The organism is Kiloniella sp. (assembly GCF_965205715.1).
GTDB lineage: Bacteria > Pseudomonadota > Alphaproteobacteria > Kiloniellales > Kiloniellaceae > Kiloniella.
The window spans coordinates 1,245,637-1,265,519 of sequence record NZ_CBDBHW010000014.1; the positions used below are offsets into that span (position 1 = coordinate 1,245,637).

The window sequence follows — 19,883 nt, forward strand, 5'->3', positions numbered from 1 at the left end:
AGGAGTAATCACTCTACTACAAAATTTGTATAGTTGTTCACCACTTCCGGCGTTTGATCCTCCTGCTCTGGCGACATTCCCTTATTCATTAAAACATCAATCCTACTGCCAGATACCTTTTTAAACATCATTTCGAAAAGCTGGATTGCGGGTCCTCCGACGAGAGGATGGGCATAAACAAGTCCATTCCTACAACTATCGGGAAGCTCTCGGTCACCAGGAACGTACTGGCTATAGGGGACGCCTTCAGGCAGGCCCGTCACCATTTGACGGCGATCTCCGATGGACGCAACGCCAGAAATCTGGCTCGCATTTGAAACATCCAAATTCCAGTTAAGTGCACTACTCGCTTTCAAAAAAAGGAATACAGGCCCCTCTCTGTCGACTTTGACATTAACTTGTCCAACATTACATTGGCCAACAACTCCATTGGTGACTTCTCCCGCGAGGCCAGATCCAACCGAGTGGTGAGATTTTTTAATGCCGCAATGCTTAAACGCAATCCCCTCACCTCTTCGTCCGTTTTGCGTAGATAGGACGACTATCTCCGCTTCTTTCGGAATATCGAGTAAGGGGCAAAGCTTCGTCCCCCATTTGCGATGGTTTCTGAGGTCAAGAGCTGCGTTCAATTGAAGCCTCGCTAGCCTGTCAGTCTTTTTCTCTGAAGATGCGAGTAAGGGGCGGACAGAGCGACACATTGGTTGCCGCCTCTCCCAACCAATACCTTTTGATGAACTACCTTCAGGTAAGAGCAAGGGGTCATTTTCAGAATAAAAACAATAATCACCTTTATCGCCTTTTCTGCGTTCTTGCCTGTCAAGGTAGCGCGACAAGAAGGTAACTGGCCGCCACTGACTGTGTTCAAGATCGCGTGGTATAGGCCCCCGGAAGCTCGGCGTCAAAACGAAATCTATTCTCGGTTTAAAACTGAAATCCGGATCAAATCGGCTGCGATATTTCGCGCTGAATTTTTCGGAAAAGTTAATTAAATCAGGGTCGGTTGCGTAATCCCCAGCCGGCCTTATCTGTCCTTTCTTGACCAAATTGGCGATCCCTTCCCAGGATGGCAGGTTGGGATCAAGCTCAATTGTGGTCGGAGAGAGAAGTTGATCCTGCTCAAAAATCGCTCTGGCATGAGTTTCGGCGCGATACCGTTCGACTTCGCCACGCCACCCAGAAGAAAAGCTGTTTTCCGTGGCTGTTGCAGTGACTGTTTCTGTTTCCGGTTGTGGGGGAATAAAGATAGTGCCACCACGAAGCACCTTGATGTGCATAGCAGGTGATGTTCTGAACACCCAGGGGTCAAGTGGCAGATGACTAAACCAGCGCTGCCACCACTTCCCAAGCTTGAAATATTGCTGCGGAACACAGGCCTTTGGTGGTGCAGAGCAAGTGGTTTTTAAATCTTGGTTTTTCCCAATCACAGGCAGGAAAGTTACCTTTCTGGCATCGATCCCTGTTACGGCCACATGATCCCATCCCTGTATACGGGCCCCCATCGCAACTACTTTTGCGATTTTGTCAACATTACCAGAGAAGTGTAAAATAGCTGCTTCATAATGAGAGACCACAATTGTAAGAGGGCGCTCTACGTTTCCAATTACAATTTTCACATGATCAGCTGAATATTCCTTGGGACCCAAAAGAATATTGCTGCGGCTTTTGCTTTGAGAACTTTCGATCACAACAACATCTGTGTCTGGCACGGTCGTTAACCCACCGCAAATCGGCATGTATCCGGATTCATCGCCAGGACAGGCCGAAGCCAGAGAGGTAATACCTTGCGTCAAGAGCACCAAACCGATCAGTGCACCGCCTCTGACACCACGGATACAGGCAACACTCATTCTGGCAAACCGCATACCACCCCTACTACACAAGTTTAAAAGCAAACACTATTTCAACCATAACAATAACTTCAGGATTGTCATCCTTCAATTTTTAACTCTCCCATCTTTCTCACCCCTCTCCATTTCCCGGCGCTCCCGGCGTTCTTTTTCGCGCCAGTTGTCCAGTTGGTCGAGGCAATCGATAATCGGCACGGTTTGTACTCTGGGTAGTTGCTGATCTTTACAGAGAAAGCGCAGGCTTTGGGTCATGGCGGCGGGCAGCGCGCGCAGGTAGCGGTGATAGAGCGCGCGCAATTCGGCTTCTGCGTCACTCATCTCAGCGCCGTAACCTTTGGCGCCACCGGAAAAGGGCTCATAGCGGGCGACGCCCTCGGAATGATAGAGGAACTCATAGAGCTCCATCAGCCAAAAGCCATTATCACGGCGGCGTTCAGCGAGGCGATCGCGACCTTCCTTGGGGCCAAACAGGCCGCGCTCATACAGGGTTTCGATCAGGCTTGGGGCCTCAACCCGCAAGGCCTGCGTGGTTTCCCCTGATGTTCTTGCGGCAGAGGTACTGGCATGGGCTGATCCTGTCACGATCACATCGTCCTTGTTGCGGCGTTCCGGGGTGATGATGTCCAGTTTTTTGCTCATAAGTGTGTCCTTTATTTTATCGCTCAGGTGCCGCTAAGGCTCCTCGCATAAGCTCGGGCGTGCAGTCGCACTTGCCAAAACTCGGGGTGAGTTTTGGTATATTCGTTCAGGTGCCGCTAAAAATTGTTACGTTCTGAACCCAGAACTTGTTTTCGCTCAAACGCCACTGAGAATTAATCAGTTCTGAAGCCAGAACTTGTTTTAGCTCAAGCGCCGCTAAGTCTTGGCCTCGTATTAACTCGGGCGCGCACTTGCGCTTGCCAAAACTTGGAATAAGTTTTGGATTGGTGCTCTCGTCGGCTAGGGGAGAGTTAGATTGTGCTTAGTTCGCTCATGTATTCGCCAAGTCGCGTAGGCTGTTTCCTCGCCGTTCGTGCATTTAAACTTCTCGGCTTGATCAACCCGTTTGCCAACTCGACTTCACGTAAGACCCGGCGTCTTGTGGCTTCCAGGGGGGTGAGCAAGCGCTCGAGCTGGCCCCATTCCGGCCACCACTTTTGTCGGCCGACATCCTTGAGCGCCTGCAACACGCAGTCGGCGGGAAACTTTGCCAGTTCGTCGGCATAGACCTCCAACTGCAACTCTAAAGTCGCCGCGTCCATGTTGCGGCTGTTGGTTTTGACCTTGAGCTTGAGCAGCTCGCGGATGATCTCTGTGCGCGGCAGAGGTGCCAGGGAGAGTTTGAGAATGCGCACCATTTCTGCCTGTTGCTCAGTTGTCATCCCCGTGGGCAAGATCACCTCTTCCAGTCTTGCATGACACCCCTCGTTCTTGGCCCCGCTCCTGCCCCCGTCCTTGGCCCCGTTCTGGGGAAAGATCGTCTTGTGCCTGAGCCCGATTGAGCACCCGAGCACCGATTTCAGCGAGGTCAAGACCGCCCGGTCGTTGTCCGCCGGACTTGAGCCCGTGCGCACCACCTCGGCCAGACGTGCCCCGGCCCGTTGCAGGGTAGCCAGATCCGGTTTCGTATCCAGTTTCAAACCCACGCAAGATCCAGTTCTGCCATGTGCGGTGCCAATTGAGCTTGCAGGCCTTGCGTCCGGCGAGGCTGGTCCAGTAATTGCGAAACTTGAGTGCTTCGGCGGCAAGTAACTCATCATTCAGCCCCTTCTTTCTGGCAAAGGAAATATCATCTGTTGTCGGCTCCCAATCTTCCCCAAGGCGCACGCCTCGGGTGTTTTTATTGGGAAGGTGTTCCGGTTGCGCTTTCGTCCCCCCTTTAACTCCCTTGGGAGTTATGGGGAGAGTCTGGACTCTGGCATCTAGCTTCTGGGGTTTAAGCCCGGAATTATCCCGCGGTTTATCCGCCTGCTTATCCGAGACCCCATTTCCCCTTTGTTTTAAAAGGCTTGGGTTGCCGCCCCTGCGTCCGTTCTTTTGCGCCACTCCGGCCTTTTTTAAATCACGTAGCATACGCCGGGAATAGAGCCTGCCTTTGCGATCCCGACTGAACACCCCGGCCTCTTCAAGTTCGCCGAGCAATGCGGTGATCTCTTGGGGCGTGGTGCCAGACAGGGCCGCCAGTGCAGGTATCGTGACCGGGCTGCCATTGATCTCTAAATATCCCCCGGCTTCATGCATGATACAAATCATCTCGAGCCACAAACCGCGCGCGGAAAGCGAGCATAACTTCAGCCCCACATCCGCCCGCCAATCTGTCGGAAAAAACTTAAACCACGGAAGTTTGCTCATGCATGCACTCCCTCTTCAATGCTAAAAGCTAGAGCATAGTGATTACAGAACACACACTTGACTGCCCGCAGCCTTTTCGCCATCTTCTCAGCACACGTTATGGGGGAATGTGTTAAATGAAATATCTGGTTTCCTTTTTTGCCGTTACGCTGTTGTGGGCGGGACCTGCACAGGCCGATCCAACCAAAGGAGAAGTCCTTTTCAAATATTGTCGCAGTGGCAAAGAAACCGCAGATCGCGTTTATAAAAACGGCGAACTTTTCTCTTCTCCCGGAAATTTGCGCGGGACGAAAAAAGGCATATATTGTATCGGATACATTCAGGCCGTTGAAGATGATCTCATGGAGAAAGGCGAAATTTGCCATTCCAAATATTCGGCTAAAGCATCTTTTAAAGCTATCCTCAACTATTTTGAAACTCATCCCGAATTGGCAAAGGATAACGCCCGTATAGCCGTTACCGCTGCCCTCAAAGAAACCCACCGCTGTCAGTAATTCACCCGAAGGTAACAAGGCAAAATGAATTCTTTTGGTTTGATAATTCTCGCAACAGGTATTGGCCTCGGTCTGGGATCCCCTACTGAACAAGAACACCCCCGTCCGAACACGGGCCGGTCCCTGTACAAACAATGTTCTCCGGTTCCCGGAACCCCAAAAAAAACCGTCGGAGGGCTTTATTGCACCGGCTATATCATGGGCATTCATGACGGGCTCAAAGACCGTGTAGATTTCTGTACTTACGGTGACCCATCCCAATATTTTGTTGAGCAAGTAATAGATTATCTCGACGACCACCCAACAGAATGGTCGCAAAGTGCACCGTCGCTTATTCGCAAAGCCTTGATTGAAGCAAACGACTGCTAACACCTTCCCCATTCAATAAAGCCCCGTGGTCAGATCGGACAGGCCGGAACCGTCGGTGTCGCCTTCGGGAGTGTAGGGGTTGTCCGGGTCTTGCCATGCTGGGGTGGTTTTACAGTCTGTGCAGATCCGCATGCCGGCCCATTCGCTTTTGAACTTTTTCTGGCAGGAAAGGCATTTGCGCTCTTTGGTCTTGGTGTTGATTTCCGGGCGTGAGTGCTGACTGGTTTTGCGGGCGTAACGTTGCACCAATTCCACACGCGCGGGATCAACTTTGAGGATGACATAACGATCGCGGTGCGGACCAAGGCACTGCACCACGCCCTTTGCGACCAGCTCCTGGATATGTTTGGGAAAGGAATTGACCGCGCCCATGCCGCTTTTGATCTTGAGGGTACGGTAATCCATTTCCTGTCCGCGGGCCTTGGACAAAACCTTGAACACTGCGTAAGGGGTTGGGGTCAGTTGGATTTTATCCAACAGGTTGTTCTTAAGCGGAGCCTGATCCGTGGGTGAAAAGCCAATCGACTGGTCGGGAGTAAGGTCTTCTCTGATTTGATATTTCATGTTCTCAATCTTCCTTTACGAGCGAAGAAATCCGTGTACGGGTCTTGTCTAATCGCTGTTTTGCCGGCTGGTTTAGGGACTTATCGGCTCCTGATCTCCCCCCCCTGGTCCTTTTGCTGCTCTCCTTCTTGTGTTGAGGAGCGGCACCGTGGCGGTAAGACCTCTGGCAATCGGATAAGATCTCCATAGGTCTTGACTTGCTGACGATAAAACGCCTGCCAGTCATCTCTCTTGATCATTCATCATCCTTGCTCTGGCCCCCTTGCTTTGGAGAGGTGAATAATAGCATTCATCATCACTTGTTCGCGTTTTGTTCTATATTTTTTGTATAGTTTCCTATTTGGAAACGAATTGGTATTAATCTGACAGTAGTTGAAAGTATTACGGGTAAATTGCCTTGCCTACAGATATCCTGTCGGATGCTGATAACAGGGTTTTATGTTAAAGATACAATGTGATAATTCACTTGACTTGGTAGCCAGAATGTATCCATAGTGGAAACCGAAGTCAAGAAAAAAGTATCCATTTTGTAAACTATTTTTGTTTCCATTGTGGATACATATGCAAGTATGAGGTTTTGTATGAGAGTTGGTCTGGGCGCCTTTGGTTTGTTAAAGGCATCTGCAAAGTAAAATAAACCTTTGGTTTTAAGAAACTGATTTAAAAAAAACGTCAGGCTGATGAGATGGAAAACAGAATTAAAGAGATCCGCACAGAAAAAGGCATGACCTTACAACAGGTTGCCGACAAAGCGGGCACGACCAAAGCACAGGTGATGAAACTGGAAAAGGGTGATCGTCGCCTGACAGATGTCTGGATGGTTCGACTTTCCCTCGCCATGTCTTGTGACCCAAAAGAGCTTATGGGCACCAGCCGCGACAGCAGACACCTGCCCGATGAAGAATTGACCACCCCAGAATTGCCGAATGCCGAACGATCTGAAACAGAGCAACTAGCAAGTGAACGAGAGATCATTGACTACGATTTGAACGATCCCGTCGTCACCAGCGTCAACAACAAGAAGACGGCCGAGACTGTTGCTGAGACCTCAAACATCACCGAACTACCGACAAACACGCCTGCCAGCGACACCCCCCCTACCAACGAGAGCCAGGCAACACTTGACGCCAACCTCTCTTCTCTCTTACCCGAGGAAAAACCTAAGGGAATAAAGGTTAAACCGGTTAAATCCAAAACGGTCAGCAACATAAAAGGCAGCAATTCCCAGGGCAGCTTGAAAAAAGCCCGGACGGCCAAAGTCGCGGCCCCCGCACCCGGCTGTGATCCCGTGGCAGAGATTGCCGTGCGTGGCGGTATGGGTGGCGGTGGTGAAGCCGCGGTGGCCTATAGCCCTGATGGCGACGGCAACATGGCGATTGCCGATGATGTCAAAGGCAACTGGTTCCTGCCCAGTGATTACCTGAGATCAGAACTCAGCGTCAGCCCAGCCGCCGCTCGCATCATCGAGGTCCAGGGTGATTCAATGACCCCGACCCTGCATTCCGGCGACCGGGTCATGATCGACACCAACGACCAGCGCCCAACCCCGCCGGGAATATTCGCCCTGTGGGATGGCATCGGCGTGGTGGTCAAACGCCTGGAGCACGTGCCCAATTCGGACCCCGCCTTGCTGCGCATCAGCTCCGATAACGCCAACCACAACGAATACCAGCGCACCTTCGACGAAGTAAACATCATCGGCCGCATCATCTGGTATGGCCGGCGCGTTTAAAGAGAGAGTTTAAGCGGCGGGGTATAAGTGGTCGGTGTAGGCTCAAATTATCTGCTAACATTTACCCATTAACCTTTTGATAATATGACTTAATTACCTCTATTTCAAGCGCCGCACTCACCCGCAAAAATCTAACATTTCAATATTTCGAGAAAACACTTTCCGCTAGACCACGACTAATGCATTAAATAAGATCCAGAAAACAACCCACACTCACAATTCTCAGGAAGTACATGGCAGACAGTATCTCAGAAAATCCTCTGTCCGAAATCTCCCAGCCTCAAATCAAATTACTACTGTGGGAAAAATTGCTGTGCGGAGCAGCTCTCGGATTTTTATCGGCCATTTTCTTCGGCCTCTTCGCACTTGATCCTACTGTTCGCTCTCCGATTATGTTCATATTTGTATTCTGCAGCTTTTTATCCGGCTATCTGGTTACCCCGCTTTTACTATCCAAAGACGTTCGAAAACCTTTTTTCGCTTTTCTAGGTGGTGGCATTGCCACTCTAGTAGCCGGCGCCAGTTGTGCGCTTATCATTTTCATCAACAATTATGACGGCTATATAGGCGGGGATAACGAAGCTTTCGGACTGTTACTTCTCATCTATATCACCAGCGTTATAGCTGGCGGTCTTTCCCTTCTGGTCGGGCTTTTAACCATTGTCTTGGACAAATGGCTTTTCAATCAACGACAGAGAAAAGATCCTGTGAACCCGGAAGTATTTGAGTAATGGCAAATTTTATTTCCCAAGACTTTTCCAGAACAGCAGCCAAAAAAGCTCAAATTCTCAAACGTAGGGAAAAATTGATCTGTGGGGTATTTATAGCATTTTTTGTGGTGATAGCCTTTGTAGTCTTTGACATACCCAGCATCGACACTCTCCCCCCGCTTTTTATTGGCTTTGGGGTCGGCTATTTTATTTTACCTTTATTTCTGTCGCAAAAAACCAGAAATATTAAACGTGTCTTACTAGGAGGCTGCCTTGTAACCCTCCTCACCATTTACTTAGGTTCAAGTGGCGGTGAATTTATTATGGCGGTAAGTGATCTGGAGTTTTTCTATGCCGCCAAAAGTTTAATCCCCCATCCATATGTTTTTATTGCCTCAGCGGTCTTGTCTCCTTTCATAAGCATGCTAACTCTCAGGCTCGACAGGTATTTATTTGAATATCGACAAGATCAATTACCCATCGACATTATTACCCCTGAAGAGCGCAACATTCGTGAATGATGAATATAAATTCACCCTGAAAGAACGCCTTGCTGCCGGGCTCTATGTCGCCACTCTCGCCTCACTTACGCTTGCCGTTATTACAACTGGCAGAGAACCAGTTATTATTGTCTGTACATTTTTATCAGGCTTTCTAGGGGGCCTTTTAATTTTTCCCGCCATCCTCAATCCAGATCGTTTCCTTGCATTACGTGCCTTGGCCGCCGGTTGTATCACCACCGTCTTTACAGCCGTCTTATCAAGTATTTTCTTTGCCTTCTACTCAGGACCTCTTATCAGTCCCCTTCTTTCTCAAAACGATCCTTCTTCTGCTTCAATTTGGTTTTCCATCTTTTCATTTTTAATAAAGACCTCCACGTTATCAGGGCTCATGTTCTCCAGCCTAGGCGCTCCTGCAACAGTACTTTTTTCCTATTTCCTCAGACGAGGAAAAAGAAAAGAGTCCGAAAAAAGGAAAGCTATCATAGGCTGGAAACAGAGGCTGATTTGTGCCCTTTCCATGTCCCTTCCCCCGACCATACTTATAGTAGCTCTTATGCTTTATGGGGCTACTATTTCTAAACAACTGATTTGCTTTCTACTCTTCCCAGGGGGCATTATCACAGGCCTTGTTATTCTCCCTCACTACCTTTCTTGGAAAGAAAAACGGCATGCCTATGCAGGGATAGGCGGTGCTCTTTCGCTTATTACAGCCGTGATCATCAACTATCTTTTTTACATACTTTTTGATTTGGTTATCAGTGAAAATTTTGGTGACATGTTTATGGATGGCGGCCCCTTTACAGAAGCGCTGTTCTTTTTTGCCTTTGGTTTTAGTGCCCTTCTCCCCTTTGGGCTGCTTAGCGCTGGTGGGGATTACCTCTACTTTAATTACCGCTCCCGTTCGAAGAGGATCTAGGTCGCGATGCAAAAGCCAACTTTCCGCCTACGGATAACTCTAGCATTCTATGTAACGGGCCTGAGTTACCTCATCAGTTATTACGCAATTATTTTGTTAATGGATGCCGATCTAGGATTTCGAGATGGCATTCTGGCGTTTCATTCTTACTTTGATCGGATGATCTTTTTAGCGCTACTTCCAATTGGTACATTTGCCTGCGTTTATTTGCTATTCCACGACCGTACATACCTGACAAAAGCGTTACGAAATTATCATGTTCATAAAGCCCTTATGCCCATTCTATGTTTAACCTGCATACTTTGGATCATTGGACTTCATCAGACTACAGATCATTCCTCACTCACCTCAACAATGACCTTGCTGCCCTGCGCAATGATTTTTGGCTTCTGGCTATTACCCCGTTTTGTGGTGTCATCCGATTACAACCCATTTCGGGCTGGATTGGGTGGTACCATGGTTGGCATCTTAATTTTTACTCTCTTCCTTCTCATCACCACTATTGTTACTACCGAAGAAACGAGGATTATGTTTGGGTTACCACCCGGAGAAATAAGCGACTATTTCAGCAAATTCTATCAACTCAGGCTTGAGAGCTCCTTTCAACACAACATGATTTTTTACTATTCTTTTCCGAAGCTCTGGTATCTGCTGGTTATACCACTCCCGGCTTTCCTAGCCTGCTTTGCGCATGTTTTTCTCGCGAACCCCGCAAACAATTTTGACAAATCAAAAACCGTGGCATTTGATTGACCACCTTCATGTTTCTCCAGTTTTCACTATGTCTCAAAGTTTAGGTCAATGCTGAGTCTTTTTTCATCCGACAACGACGATCAATTTCCTATATGGATCCGCCTTGTTACCGCTGTTCTCTTTACCGTGCTCGGCTATTATCTATATGCCCATTATTACAGAGAAGCCGATATCCTGAACCCGAACCAATTACCGATAATTTCCGGTTTCCTGCTCAAGGATTTTATTGCTCTTCCCGGATACGTTATCGTGGGGTACCATCTTTTCCCCAATCTCGTTTTCCCCCGTCAGCGAAACTTCTTTGCCCCCGCTTTTAACGGACAAATCTGCATGGCTCTCGCGGGACTATTTCACTTTGCAATTTATATCTATATGCAATCAGGCTTTACCGGTTTACTCGAGGCAATCGTACTCAGGGATTGGCATGTAACCTATTCCGTTTATTTGATATACAGCGCTATTTTCGCCTGGTTACTCAATTATTTATACCAGTGGTACGCCGGGATAAATCAACGCTTTGCAAATTGTGATTGAAGCAGTAATCAAGTTTGAAATTCGACAAAACAATTCCCCACCGATAATCTCGTCGCAGAAGAACGTAACATCAAATTATGAAAACAACTTTTACAAAAAGAGAACGGTTTATATCAGGGATTTACTTCGGCTTTGTCGCCGCGTTGAGTCTGGTTATTGTACTTCCCCACATTGAGTTCTTTATCGCTGTATTTCTGGGCGGTTTCTTCAGTGGCCTTATCGTTACACCTGCTATTCTCACCCCTGAAAAATTTACCGTCTTGCGCAGTATCGCAACAGGGTGTCTCACCACTCTTGCCGCAGCCCTTTTCTCAGCCTTATTTCTCTCTATTTTCGCTGAAATGGACAGTCTCACCGCTCTTTCTCTCTCAGATATAAGCTTCTATAAGTTAAAAAAAGCCCTTACCGGAGTTTTGGCCATTTCGGTTTTCGGTGCCCTTTTTGCCATTCCCTACAGTATTATCGGCGCGATTGCCGCCGCCATTTTTTCGTACAGGCTCGCCCTCTCCAGAAATCGACCCCCGGAACTGAGGCCTGAGATATTTGATTAGCAAAGCGCTTTTCTTATCCAAAACATAGCTTTATTGGCCAGCCCATTTCCCCAAACCAGTCCCAGAAATCTCTCCATTAGTCCAGAATCAGTATTTTCTATGAACACAGTTTAGGAAGTGAGACAATGGCGTATGGAGTACCAGCAGCTCACCCAGTTACGACGGTGCGGATTGGCACTGTTCTGCGCGGCAACGACAAGCTTGGCGATGCTGTTTTCAACAGCCTTGTTTGGTCATGTAATTGGTATTCTTGAGCTCTCAAATTCTGGATCTCACGCCCCCTCCCAAACACTGCCCTTCTACTTTATCGGGGGGCTGATTGGGGGATACTTTATTGGCTCTTCTCCGCTTTGTTGAGTAGAAAAAGATGCCGACCGCCAAGTAACCTGTTGATATGTATGGTTTCTGATAACTTTACATAGAGCAGGTATATGACAATCAACATCTCGCAGCATATTTTAGGCCTCAAAGGGCAACGTGTAAATGAAATTAAACTGGATGACGGCGGTGTTAAGATTGTCATTCACTGCAGCCGAGACGCGCGTAGGAGGGCTATAGACCCTGCTACAGGCCAGAAGGGAAGCATCAACCAGCATGTCCGCCGACAAGTAAACGACATCCCCCTTTTTGGGTATCCTTGTGTGGTCGAGATTGAGCTGGCGCAGGTTTATATTAACAAGGGCGAACGCCGCATTGAGGGGTGTGATTTTGTTGATAAAGGGTGCCGTTTCACTCACCGATTTTGCCGACTGATCAGTGGATTATGTCGGCATATGTCTATTCAAGCGGTTTCCAGACATTTGGATATACGATGGGAAACGGTCAAGAATATCGACAGGGCATACCTTATTGAAACTCTCCCTACGCTTGATCCTGCAGAGCTAACTGGCTTGGAATATATTGGTGTAGATGAAGTTGCCCGGGCGAAAGGTCATGACTACATGACGGTGGTCTACGATATGGTTGGCGGTCATCTGATCTGGGTTGAAGCAGGCCGAACTGCCGAGGTTTTTTCAAGGTTTTTGAAACAACTGCAACCAGATACAGCCTGCAAAATAAAGGCCGTAGCGATGGATATGGGGCCTGCCTACCAAAAGGCTGTCAGAGAGTCCTTGCCGTTGGCCGACATAGTATTTGACCGTTTCCACGTCATGAAAAACTACAGCAAAGCTATCCATAATCAGCGTCGACTTGAGTTCAGAAAGGCCGATCCAAGTGGTAAAGAGTTGATGAAAGGGACACATTATCTGTTGCTCAAAAATGCGGATAAGTTGAGTGAAAAACAAAGTGACAAGCTGCAAAGGTTGCTGGAGAGCAATAGCAACCTGAATGCACTTTACGTCTTGAAAGAACAGCTTCAGCTGCTGTGGAGTGCCGCTTCATTTGAGGCGATGGCGGAGCAACTGGAACGTTGGTGCCTGATAGCAGATCAGTCACAGATGCTCTATCTAAAAAAGTTCGCGAAATCCCTACGGAAACATTGTGTGGGCATCTGCAACTACGCCAAACACAAGCTCACAAGCGCCAGGATAGAGGCTGGTAATGTCAGTATAGGAATGATCCGTAAGCGAGCCAGAGGCATCAAGGATACCGAATACTTCAAACTCAAAATTAGACAATCATCCATTCCAGATAATCAATCTATGCTCTATTTGAAATCCTAAATCTACTCAACAAAGCGGAGAAGTGCCTCCTAAATCTACTCAACAAAGCGGAGAAGTGCCACTTTATTCTTCCCCGGTATTTATTATCTCAAGGAACTCATCAGGGAAAAATTGACCGGGGACTATTGCATCAGAAATTTAGTATCAAGCAGCCCCTATTAGGGGGGTGCCTGAGCACTCTCACGGCGTGTGCTTTCGCACTTGTTCTTTATCAAATTCTCGTTGAAATTTTCCAGATAACACCGCGCCCCTCCTATGCCGCGATACTATATAAAGCCCCCGCACAGGCCCTAGCTTTCTCTTTGTTCTCCGCCCCCTTGACCCTGTTATTTGCACGACTGCTACATCACTATCCTTTGCAGGCAGACACGCCCGCCACTCCAGAACCTACCCCTGAACAGAAACCGCCCCTCAAATACCCCCCAGAGGGCAAGACAGAAGGCAAGTCAAGACTGAACAAAGGCATCTCCCCGTTTTACAGCTGGAGACACAAAATCTGCTTTGCTTTTTGTACTGGCCTCCTTCCCATAATGCCCGCATTTATCATCGGTCAGAATACCGCGATTGCGATCGGTGTGTTTTATCTAACGGGGGGACTTTTGGCCGGCTATTATCTCTTGCATCGCTTCTTATCAAAACAGCAACACCATCCTCTGGAAACCTTTATGGGCAGCTGCCTGACGATGATCGCGGCCTTTGCAATCAACGCGGTAATATTCTTTCTGCTCAGTTCTATAACAGGCTATTCCCTTCGCGATTTAACCAGGGGCCCTTCGATAATCAATACCATCACAATGCTTGATCTGATCATCGCTGCTTTGGCGACCCTCTTCCCCTTTGGCCTGCTCGCCGTCTGGCTTGATTACCTCTATTTCAAATTTCGCAAATGGTCCTGTTCAAAATCAAACAATTAGCCTTTGACGTCTCAGCAAATCCTACTCATACTCCGCAGCATGATAAAAACGACTTTTACGAGAAAACAGCGCGTGATTATCACGCTCTACTCCGCCTATCTGGCATGCCTTTCGCTGCTTGTGCTTTCTTCATATTCCAAGGCAGCCATCGCTTTTGCTTTTGCCGGACCCGAAGTGATCCTGCTGGCCTACCTGATGCATCGCCATCAACAAAAATGCCCACCTCTCGACAAAGCTGCTTTTGAGTAACGACATCTGTGTCAGAACCAGTTAAACCAGTCCTCATAGAAAACAGTTTTACTAAAAAGCAAAAAAAAGTCATTGCAGTTTGTGGCGCGGTGGCGCTTTCTCTGCCGGTTTTGGCTGTGGGAGATGTTACCTACCTTATCTTTTTGCTTCCCATCGGCTTTCTTATGGCCTATTGGCTGCAACGTCGGCATAAGGCCTCAGGCTCCATTGTTGGTGCGTTATGAAATCTGGCTCGAAAATACCCAATCCCCTGTTACGCCTGCGGTTGATTATGACCTTCTACGGGGCCTTGCTAAGCTATCTGCTGGGCTTTGTCGTCAGCAGTCTTTTTGACGGCTCTCTGTCGATTGATTTTTGGCTGTTCACCTCGGTCACAGACCTTGCTCTCTTCGGCTCTGCCCTCGCTTTCTGGTGCGTTCTTTTCAACGTTGTAATCTTTGCCGAAAAGGGAATTTTCGTTACGATTTTATCGCAAAAAATTGCCCGCCTGGCGATCGCCACCCTGTTTATTCTGCTGGCGATTGTCTATGGTCTCACGGCCTACTTCACCAGTGATTACAACAGTCAGAGCTACTTGCCCGCCATACTGTTGAGCGGCGCTTTATCCGGCGCTCTGGTCCTGCCGCACTTTTTAAACCGGGATAGCTACAGCCCGGTTCACGTCTTTATCGGCGGCATTATCGCCAGCCTCTTTGCTCTCGCGTGTTTTACCCTGCTTTACGCCCTTGGCATCACCCAGGAAAACCTCCCGGATCAGGACCTTCCCTTCACCCAGCTATTACACGCCAGCGAGATCACATTTGCAGATCAAATCCTGCCCATGGCCCTGCTCACCACTAAAATTTGGCTCGTGATCGCCTTCCCCCTCGGCGGTTTCTTCGCCTGGCTGGCGCATTTCTATCTCTACCAAAGGCCGGAAGGGAAATAAATCAATGACACAAGAAATGGCGACAGCAGATTTACCGATCGATATCAGATCAAAACCCACCAAACGGCTTCGCCTGATACTTGGGCTTTATTCCGGGTTCGTCGGCCTTATATCCACTTTTCTTATTCCCATCGGGTGGTACTATTATACCTTTGGTTATCTTGAGTTGTTGGATCTAGAGCTCAACCTCCAAAAAGCAGCTTTCGCGAGTATTAACATCGTTTTTAGCTATATTCTGCTTCCCAGATTTATGTCACAAGATAGGTACAATCCAGGCAAAGCCATCCTGGGTGGGATTATTACCTTTGTTATTGCACAGTTTATTCGGTCTCTCATAGCCGGGTACTTAATGAGCGACTTAGAAATTTTCTCACAGCCGATTATCTACTTATCCCTTTTTATTGAGAACCTATTACCTCTCTTTACAATTTCTATGGTTATCGCGGTTCTTCTTGGAGGATTTTCAGCCTGGTTTATCAATAAACTCCTCTTTTCAAACCCGGCATATATTGGCAGCACCAATACTTCACTATGGACAGAGACACTCTCTACTAAATTAATAAAAACTTATAACCCATCTAGGCTCAACCCAAACAGAACAACACAAAAGTTTCGTTTGATCACAGCATCTTACTGTGGGGCAATCGGATTAATAATTCCTGCCATACTCACGCTGATCTATCTTATAGCTGAAGGTAGGTCCTTTGATTTAGAACGCGACCTTGAAATTGAAATGTTCATCCTGGTTCCGGGATGTTTATTTTTTGGTTTTACGCTTATCCCGCGCTATTTGAATTACAGTGAATACAAACCGAAAAGATCATTTGGGGGGGGAATGCTCGCTCTTGGCTTAACCAGTTTCATTACCATTATCAGTTATGCTCTCTACACAGTCCCAAATGAAAAAATCAAATCGTGGATGACTTCAGAGTTAACTCTGTTTCTGTCAATTAACCTCCCTACCGCGACATTTTTGGTATTAGTAGGCTCTCTTATAGGCGGGCTGATTATATGGCCCGGCTATCGCCTACTCTTTATTCGGCGAATGACGAACCATCCCCAACCTTGGTCTGTATTTGACTAGCCCCACGCCCATAAGCTTATCGCCCAGCTGGGGCATTTAATCTCAACCAAAGGCTGGTATTGTTTATAAAAGGAAGTCATATAAATGGGTAAAGCATTAAGAATAAAACTACAAATTCGCCCGCGAATTTATCTTGCGATTTACATGGCCATAGCTGGATTATTTACCAGCACCTTATTCGGCGAACTTATTTTTTATATTAAAAATCCTACCGTGCCTTTCTCTTTCAACCCTTCACTACTATGGCCTTATAATTTTACAGACCTTGTAATTCTTGGGACATTATTTCTCCTGAGCTATTTTTTGTTACTTCAAAGGCTGTCTCCAAAAGCATTTCAAATGGGGAGAGCTTTTTGGGGTGGAATGCTTGTGTTCTTCACAGGATCCCTCCTCCAAGGCTTATACAGTATTCTTCACATTCTATACTTTATGAACCAATCTTCGAAAGCTCCGTTAGAGAGTGAATTTTCCTTACCCCTTACCGACCTGCTAATTAACCTTACCCCTAGTCTAATAATCCTTTCCATCTTAATTGCCCCAATAGGAGGTTTATTTTCGTGGCTGGGTTATTGCGTTTTGTATCCAAGGAAAGAGAAATATTGGAAACAAAATATAAATAGATCTGACTAATCCCATGCCCATAAAACCAAAACTTAAACCCAGTATATTACACCGTCTAGCCCTTGGGCTTTTCAGCTCCATTGTTGGGTTGCCGGGAATGCTGCTGTTTTCCCATCTGTATTCCTTTATCGCACTTTATGGCGATGGCCTGCAGAACAGTTACTATGTCGTGATCAACCCAGAGAGCTTCCTTATTCCCTTGGCTGGTTATTTCTTTGCCGGGGTTCTCATCCTGCCGCGTTTCTTTCATTCCAGTGAATACAAACCGGGACGTGCCGTAATCGCAGCGCTCTTCTTTTTTGCCTTTTTCCTATTGGCATTTACTCCCTTTATACTTCAACCCGCCCCCTTACCTTATGACGTATTGGGGTACGACCTCGCGATTGTAGAGCGTCAACCACTTTGTCCGGTTGCGTCAACCACCTTGGCCGCTTTTGATGCGGCTGTGATCTGACGTTTATTTACGATGCTTCAGGCATATTTTTCACCTTTTTGTTTGTGGTTTTCCGCAACATTTTTTTGAGATTTTGGGCGGCTTCCCATTGTCTGTAGCTGTCGATATTCATCTCAAGAATGGTTGAGTGGTGAACAAGACGATCGATTGCTGCAACGGTCATGGCCTTATCTTGAAAAATATTGTCCCATCCGCTAAAAGGTTGATTGGCAGCAATTGCAATACTTCGGTACTCATATCGTCTGGCGATCAATTCAAAGAGCACGGATGTTTCAGATATATCCCTTTGTGCATAGGTAATATCATCGAGAATGATGAGATCAAATTTATCGAGTTTTGCGAGGGCGTTTTCGAGCATAAGTTCACGTCTGGCAGCCTGGAGTTTTTGCACCAGATCACTGGTTTGCGTATAGAGCACACGGTATCCAGCCTCTATAAGAGCATAACCTACGGCGCATAGGAGATGAGTTTTTCCTCCCCCTGAATTTCCAATGGCAATCAGATTTGCTCTTGCGTCAATCCAGTCACCGGCAGACAAGGCTTCGACCTGCGCCTTTTTCACGTTAGGCAGCCGCTTGAAGTTAAAAGTGGCCAGAGTTTTTCCGCCCAGCAGGTTTGATGCGTTGAGATGGCGTTGAATGCGTCGCGTGTCCCTTTCGGCCAATTCATATTCGGCCAAAACGGCAAGGAACCTGGCTGCTGACCAGCCCTCCTTGTCGGATTGGATTGCGATATCTTGCCAGTGTTTGTGAAAGCTGGGTAATCGTAAGTCAGTTAGCATAAGAGGCAGCTTGTGCTGATCCACTTCAATGTTTGTCATGCCCGATCCTCCAACAGAGTATCAAAGACTGATAATGAAGGTTGAACCACGGGAATATCAGGAGGTAAATCCGTGTTCTTTTTTGTGATATTCAGCTTAAGTTTTTTTGCGCAAGGTAGCCTTCCTGCATTGATTTCTCTCGAAATCAGGTGCGCGACTTCGGCCTCACAAGCCTCTTCGTGCGCAAGGAAAAGTATCCCAACCATCTGACGACACGCATCTCTGCGGGACAACTTTTTCTGAAACAATGTCCAGGCCAGGGAGTACTCGGTTCTTGGAAAAATACTGTCACGATAAATAGAATTGGCGAGTGCCTGAGGTTTACGTTTGAGAGCATGAATGACGTGATGATAATTGATAACATGAATGCGGGGGCCTTTGCCGTGCCCCCGCTCACGAGAATGGCTGACGACATGAGTGCTGCCTAGATAGGCTTCTATCCGGTTATCGTAAATATGGACACGCAAGCGTTGACCAATTAGGCGAGAAGGGGCGCTATAAAAAACCTGCTTAACTAAAAAACCACTTGTTTTGGTAACTCTCGACACGACTTCAGTGTAATCTGTTGTTCGCCGAGGAGGTAACGCCTTGAGAGATTTCAACTCTGTTTGGATATCTTGGTCACGATGTTTGTTCCGTCTAGCAATCAGCTCGTCCAAAAATCGCCGATACTCATCCAAAGTGTCAAAGTCATTACTGCCACGCAAAATCAGGGCCTGCTTTATCGCAGTCTTAAGGTGACCGTGGTGAGATTCAATGGCACCGTTCTCGTGTGATTCCCCTCTGTTATTTCGACTGGCCTCCATACCGTAGTGCTCAACAAAAGCAGAATAACGTTTGGTAATGTCCTCCTTTTCCTCAACGCTCAAATTCCGAAAGGCCGCAGACAGGCTGTCGGTCCGGTGGTTTTCAGGAGCGCCCCCCAAGGACCAAAGCGCATTTTGTAAGTTCTCCGCAAGGGCTGTAAAACTCTCACCGCCAAGTACGACCCCAACATGTTCCCATCGGCTATATACCAGAACAAAATGATAGAGCCGATGCACCAAAGGATCTCCTGCAATGGTAATACTTAAGTCGGCTGCATCCGTGAAATCTGATTGGCCCATGTAACCCGGCTCAGGTGTTTGCCTGAAAATGATATCCTTTTCAGGGCCATTCAGAGCCCGCCATCCCCGAACTCGGCGCTCTAACGTGCGCTTGACACGGTCATCGGGAAAACGGAGCGGATAGAGGCTCTGTATGTGGCGCAACAAAGTAATGGGTTTGACCGAGTTGTCTTTATCCAAAATGGGAAGGATGTCCTTATCCCAGATATCTTCAAGCGGATCAGAAACTGTTCGCCCTCGCTTTATATTGCGTTGTGACGGTAAAGTCGCATCAACGTCAAATCGGCGGGCCGTGCGTTCGCTAAACCCTGCGCGGGCAGCGGCGGTTCGTTGACCATGAGTTTTTCTATCTGTCATGTAAAGTCTCAGTTGTTCATCTGTGATAAATTTATACGGCAAACAGGTTCCTCCAATTACATCTAGAGGTTCCTAATTTATCAACTCACAGCAGCTTGTAACTAACACCAAATTAAGCCTTGGCCGGTGGATCTGATTATCAAACGGGCACGCCCTTTTTAATGATCAGATCCACCGGCCAAGGTGGTTGTCGCAACCGGCCAAGGTTATTGTCGCTGAACATCGCGATACCGCTCTCTGAGCTTGGCTTAAGTTTTCTTGCCCCTCTAATACCCGAAGCAAACAACCCCTTCTTCGGTTTTGCTCTCTTTCTGATTTTTACGGTGATGAGTGCGCCCCTATACGGAGGGTTAACCTGGTTTTTCTATCGGATAGCTCACCT

The 19,883-nt window shown here is 47.5% G+C and carries 25 protein-coding genes; 18 read left to right on the forward strand and 7 right to left on the reverse strand.

Annotation, left to right across the window (positions count from 1 at the left end; translation table 11 throughout):
- Window positions 1–8: 8 nt before the first annotated feature.
- From ACOGW3_RS22915 to ACOGW3_RS22930, 4 genes are all read right to left on the reverse strand, one after another.
- Window positions 9–1,847: a hypothetical protein gene (locus ACOGW3_RS22915; protein ID WP_419905061.1), complete on the reverse strand. Its 1,839-nt coding sequence runs from the start codon at window positions 1,845–1,847 to the stop codon at window positions 9–11.
- Between the two features lie 87 nt (window positions 1,848–1,934).
- Entirely contained in the window at window positions 1,935–2,486 is a 552-nt protein-coding gene (locus ACOGW3_RS22920) for a hypothetical protein (protein ID WP_419905062.1), read from the reverse strand.
- Between the two features lie 311 nt (window positions 2,487–2,797).
- The gene (locus tag ACOGW3_RS22925) at window positions 2,798–3,208 is read right to left on the reverse strand and encodes a hypothetical protein (protein WP_419905063.1); all 411 of its coding nucleotides are present in this window, start codon (window positions 3,206–3,208) and stop codon (window positions 2,798–2,800) included.
- Complete coding sequence (locus ACOGW3_RS22930) at window positions 3,198–3,968, reverse strand: hypothetical protein (RefSeq protein WP_419905064.1); 771 nt, start codon at window positions 3,966–3,968, stop codon at window positions 3,198–3,200. The genes ACOGW3_RS22925 and ACOGW3_RS22930 overlap by 11 nt, the downstream gene beginning before the upstream one ends.
- 326 nt (window positions 3,969–4,294) lie before the next feature.
- Between ACOGW3_RS22930 and ACOGW3_RS22935 the strand changes: the two genes are divergently transcribed.
- Both ACOGW3_RS22935 and ACOGW3_RS22940 read left to right on the forward strand, forming a co-directional pair.
- Window positions 4,295–4,672, forward strand: coding sequence for a Rap1a/Tai family immunity protein (locus ACOGW3_RS22935; protein ID WP_419905065.1), 378 nt, complete (start codon window positions 4,295–4,297; stop codon window positions 4,670–4,672).
- Window positions 4,673–4,696: 24 nt separating this feature from the next.
- Complete coding sequence (locus ACOGW3_RS22940; RefSeq protein ID WP_419905066.1) at window positions 4,697–5,041, forward strand: Rap1a/Tai family immunity protein; 345 nt, start codon at window positions 4,697–4,699, stop codon at window positions 5,039–5,041.
- 12 nt (window positions 5,042–5,053) lie between these two features.
- Here ACOGW3_RS22940 and ACOGW3_RS22945 read toward each other — a convergent pair whose 3' ends face one another.
- A complete protein-coding gene (locus ACOGW3_RS22945; protein ID WP_419905067.1) occupies window positions 5,054–5,605 on the reverse strand; it encodes a hypothetical protein in 552 nt (183 codons plus the stop codon).
- A 685-nt stretch (window positions 5,606–6,290) separates the two neighbouring features.
- Between ACOGW3_RS22945 and ACOGW3_RS22950 the strand changes: the two genes are divergently transcribed.
- The 16 genes from ACOGW3_RS22950 to ACOGW3_RS23025 all read left to right on the forward strand — a co-directional run bounded on the left by ACOGW3_RS22950 (window position 6,291) and on the right by ACOGW3_RS23025 (window position 17,218).
- Window positions 6,291–7,337 (forward strand): XRE family transcriptional regulator, encoded by a 1,047-nt coding sequence (locus ACOGW3_RS22950; protein WP_419905068.1) that lies wholly within the window; start codon window positions 6,291–6,293, stop codon window positions 7,335–7,337.
- A 233-nt stretch (window positions 7,338–7,570) separates the two neighbouring features.
- The gene (locus tag ACOGW3_RS22955; RefSeq protein WP_419905069.1) at window positions 7,571–8,068 is read left to right on the forward strand and encodes a hypothetical protein; all 498 of its coding nucleotides are present in this window, start codon (window positions 7,571–7,573) and stop codon (window positions 8,066–8,068) included.
- Window positions 8,068–8,568, forward strand: coding sequence for a hypothetical protein (locus ACOGW3_RS22960; RefSeq protein ID WP_419905070.1), 501 nt, complete (start codon window positions 8,068–8,070; stop codon window positions 8,566–8,568). Before ACOGW3_RS22955 ends, ACOGW3_RS22960 begins: the two co-directional genes overlap by 1 nt.
- A complete protein-coding gene (locus ACOGW3_RS22965) occupies window positions 8,561–9,466 on the forward strand; it encodes a hypothetical protein (RefSeq protein WP_419905071.1) in 906 nt (301 codons plus the stop codon). The genes ACOGW3_RS22960 and ACOGW3_RS22965 overlap by 8 nt, the downstream gene beginning before the upstream one ends.
- A gap of 6 nt (window positions 9,467–9,472) precedes the next feature.
- Window positions 9,473–10,219 carry a hypothetical protein gene (locus tag ACOGW3_RS22970; RefSeq protein WP_419905072.1) on the forward strand — a complete coding sequence of 249 codons (747 nt, stop codon included), beginning with the start codon at window positions 9,473–9,475 and terminating at the stop codon, window positions 10,217–10,219.
- A 48-nt stretch (window positions 10,220–10,267) separates the two neighbouring features.
- Window positions 10,268–10,753: a hypothetical protein gene (locus ACOGW3_RS22975; protein ID WP_419905073.1), complete on the forward strand. Its 486-nt coding sequence runs from the start codon at window positions 10,268–10,270 to the stop codon at window positions 10,751–10,753.
- Between the two features lie 77 nt (window positions 10,754–10,830).
- Window positions 10,831–11,304, forward strand: coding sequence for a hypothetical protein (locus ACOGW3_RS22980; protein ID WP_419905074.1), 474 nt, complete (start codon window positions 10,831–10,833; stop codon window positions 11,302–11,304).
- Window positions 11,305–11,429: 125 nt separating this feature from the next.
- Window positions 11,430–11,558, forward strand: coding sequence for a hypothetical protein (locus tag ACOGW3_RS22985; protein ID WP_419905075.1), 129 nt, complete (start codon window positions 11,430–11,432; stop codon window positions 11,556–11,558).
- Between the two features lie 177 nt (window positions 11,559–11,735).
- On the forward strand, window positions 11,736–12,968 hold the full coding sequence (locus ACOGW3_RS22990; RefSeq protein ID WP_419901077.1) for an ISL3 family transposase: 1,233 nt from the start codon (window positions 11,736–11,738) through the stop codon (window positions 12,966–12,968).
- A gap of 125 nt (window positions 12,969–13,093) precedes the next feature.
- Window positions 13,094–13,882: a hypothetical protein gene (locus ACOGW3_RS22995; protein ID WP_419905076.1), complete on the forward strand. Its 789-nt coding sequence runs from the start codon at window positions 13,094–13,096 to the stop codon at window positions 13,880–13,882.
- Between the two features lie 72 nt (window positions 13,883–13,954).
- Window positions 13,955–14,131 (forward strand): hypothetical protein, encoded by a 177-nt coding sequence (locus ACOGW3_RS23000; RefSeq protein ID WP_419905077.1) that lies wholly within the window; start codon window positions 13,955–13,957, stop codon window positions 14,129–14,131.
- An 8-nt stretch (window positions 14,132–14,139) separates the two neighbouring features.
- A complete protein-coding gene (locus tag ACOGW3_RS23005) occupies window positions 14,140–14,355 on the forward strand; it encodes a hypothetical protein (RefSeq protein ID WP_419905078.1) in 216 nt (71 codons plus the stop codon).
- Window positions 14,352–15,059 (forward strand): hypothetical protein, encoded by a 708-nt coding sequence (locus ACOGW3_RS23010; protein WP_419905079.1) that lies wholly within the window; start codon window positions 14,352–14,354, stop codon window positions 15,057–15,059. Before ACOGW3_RS23005 ends, ACOGW3_RS23010 begins: the two co-directional genes overlap by 4 nt.
- 4 nt (window positions 15,060–15,063) lie before the next feature.
- A complete protein-coding gene (locus ACOGW3_RS23015) occupies window positions 15,064–16,143 on the forward strand; it encodes a hypothetical protein (protein WP_419905080.1) in 1,080 nt (359 codons plus the stop codon).
- Between the two features lie 84 nt (window positions 16,144–16,227).
- Complete coding sequence (locus tag ACOGW3_RS23020) at window positions 16,228–16,773, forward strand: hypothetical protein (protein ID WP_419905081.1); 546 nt, start codon at window positions 16,228–16,230, stop codon at window positions 16,771–16,773.
- Window positions 16,774–16,861: 88 nt separating this feature from the next.
- A complete protein-coding gene (locus ACOGW3_RS23025; RefSeq protein WP_419905082.1) occupies window positions 16,862–17,218 on the forward strand; it encodes a hypothetical protein in 357 nt (118 codons plus the stop codon).
- 7 nt (window positions 17,219–17,225) lie between these two features.
- Here the strand turns inward: ACOGW3_RS23025 and istB are convergent, their stop codons facing one another.
- The gene (istB, locus tag ACOGW3_RS23030) at window positions 17,226–18,038 is read right to left on the reverse strand and encodes an IS21-like element helper ATPase IstB (protein ID WP_419901088.1); all 813 of its coding nucleotides are present in this window, start codon (window positions 18,036–18,038) and stop codon (window positions 17,226–17,228) included.
- The gene (gene istA / locus ACOGW3_RS23035) at window positions 18,035–19,543 is read right to left on the reverse strand and encodes an IS21 family transposase (RefSeq protein ID WP_419901087.1); all 1,509 of its coding nucleotides are present in this window, start codon (window positions 19,541–19,543) and stop codon (window positions 18,035–18,037) included. The genes istB and istA overlap by 4 nt, the downstream gene beginning before the upstream one ends.
- Window positions 19,544–19,883 lie beyond the last annotated feature (340 nt).

Excerpts from the sequence above, each read along its gene's own strand:
- ACOGW3_RS22915 (WP_419905061.1), bottom strand. The coding sequence starts at position 1,847 with ATGAGTGTTGCCTGTATCCGTGGTGTCAGAGGCGGTGCACTGATCGGT.
- ACOGW3_RS22920 (WP_419905062.1), bottom strand. The coding sequence starts at position 2,486 with ATGAGCAAAAAACTGGACATCATCACCCCGGAACGCCGCAACAAGGAC.
- ACOGW3_RS22925 (WP_419905063.1), bottom strand. The coding sequence starts at position 3,208 with ATGACAACTGAGCAACAGGCAGAAATGGTGCGCATTCTCAAACTCTCC.
- ACOGW3_RS22935 (WP_419905065.1), top strand. The coding sequence starts at position 4,295 with ATGAAATATCTGGTTTCCTTTTTTGCCGTTACGCTGTTGTGGGCGGGA.
- ACOGW3_RS22940 (WP_419905066.1), top strand. The coding sequence starts at position 4,697 with ATGAATTCTTTTGGTTTGATAATTCTCGCAACAGGTATTGGCCTCGGT.
- ACOGW3_RS22945 (WP_419905067.1), bottom strand. The coding sequence starts at position 5,605 with ATGAAATATCAAATCAGAGAAGACCTTACTCCCGACCAGTCGATTGGC.
- ACOGW3_RS22950 (WP_419905068.1), top strand. The coding sequence starts at position 6,291 with ATGGAAAACAGAATTAAAGAGATCCGCACAGAAAAAGGCATGACCTTA.
- ACOGW3_RS22955 (WP_419905069.1), top strand. The coding sequence starts at position 7,571 with ATGGCAGACAGTATCTCAGAAAATCCTCTGTCCGAAATCTCCCAGCCT.
- ACOGW3_RS22960 (WP_419905070.1), top strand. The coding sequence starts at position 8,068 with ATGGCAAATTTTATTTCCCAAGACTTTTCCAGAACAGCAGCCAAAAAA.
- ACOGW3_RS22970 (WP_419905072.1), top strand. The coding sequence starts at position 9,473 with ATGCAAAAGCCAACTTTCCGCCTACGGATAACTCTAGCATTCTATGTA.
- ACOGW3_RS22975 (WP_419905073.1), top strand. The coding sequence starts at position 10,268 with ATGCTGAGTCTTTTTTCATCCGACAACGACGATCAATTTCCTATATGG.
- ACOGW3_RS22980 (WP_419905074.1), top strand. The coding sequence starts at position 10,831 with ATGAAAACAACTTTTACAAAAAGAGAACGGTTTATATCAGGGATTTAC.
- ACOGW3_RS22985 (WP_419905075.1), top strand. The coding sequence starts at position 11,430 with ATGGCGTATGGAGTACCAGCAGCTCACCCAGTTACGACGGTGCGGATT.
- ACOGW3_RS22990 (WP_419901077.1), top strand. The coding sequence starts at position 11,736 with ATGACAATCAACATCTCGCAGCATATTTTAGGCCTCAAAGGGCAACGT.
- ACOGW3_RS23010 (WP_419905079.1), top strand. The coding sequence starts at position 14,352 with ATGAAATCTGGCTCGAAAATACCCAATCCCCTGTTACGCCTGCGGTTG.
- ACOGW3_RS23015 (WP_419905080.1), top strand. The coding sequence starts at position 15,064 with ATGACACAAGAAATGGCGACAGCAGATTTACCGATCGATATCAGATCA.
- ACOGW3_RS23020 (WP_419905081.1), top strand. The coding sequence starts at position 16,228 with ATGGGTAAAGCATTAAGAATAAAACTACAAATTCGCCCGCGAATTTAT.
- ACOGW3_RS23025 (WP_419905082.1), top strand. The coding sequence starts at position 16,862 with ATGCTGCTGTTTTCCCATCTGTATTCCTTTATCGCACTTTATGGCGAT.
- istB (WP_419901088.1), bottom strand. The coding sequence starts at position 18,038 with ATGACAAACATTGAAGTGGATCAGCACAAGCTGCCTCTTATGCTAACT.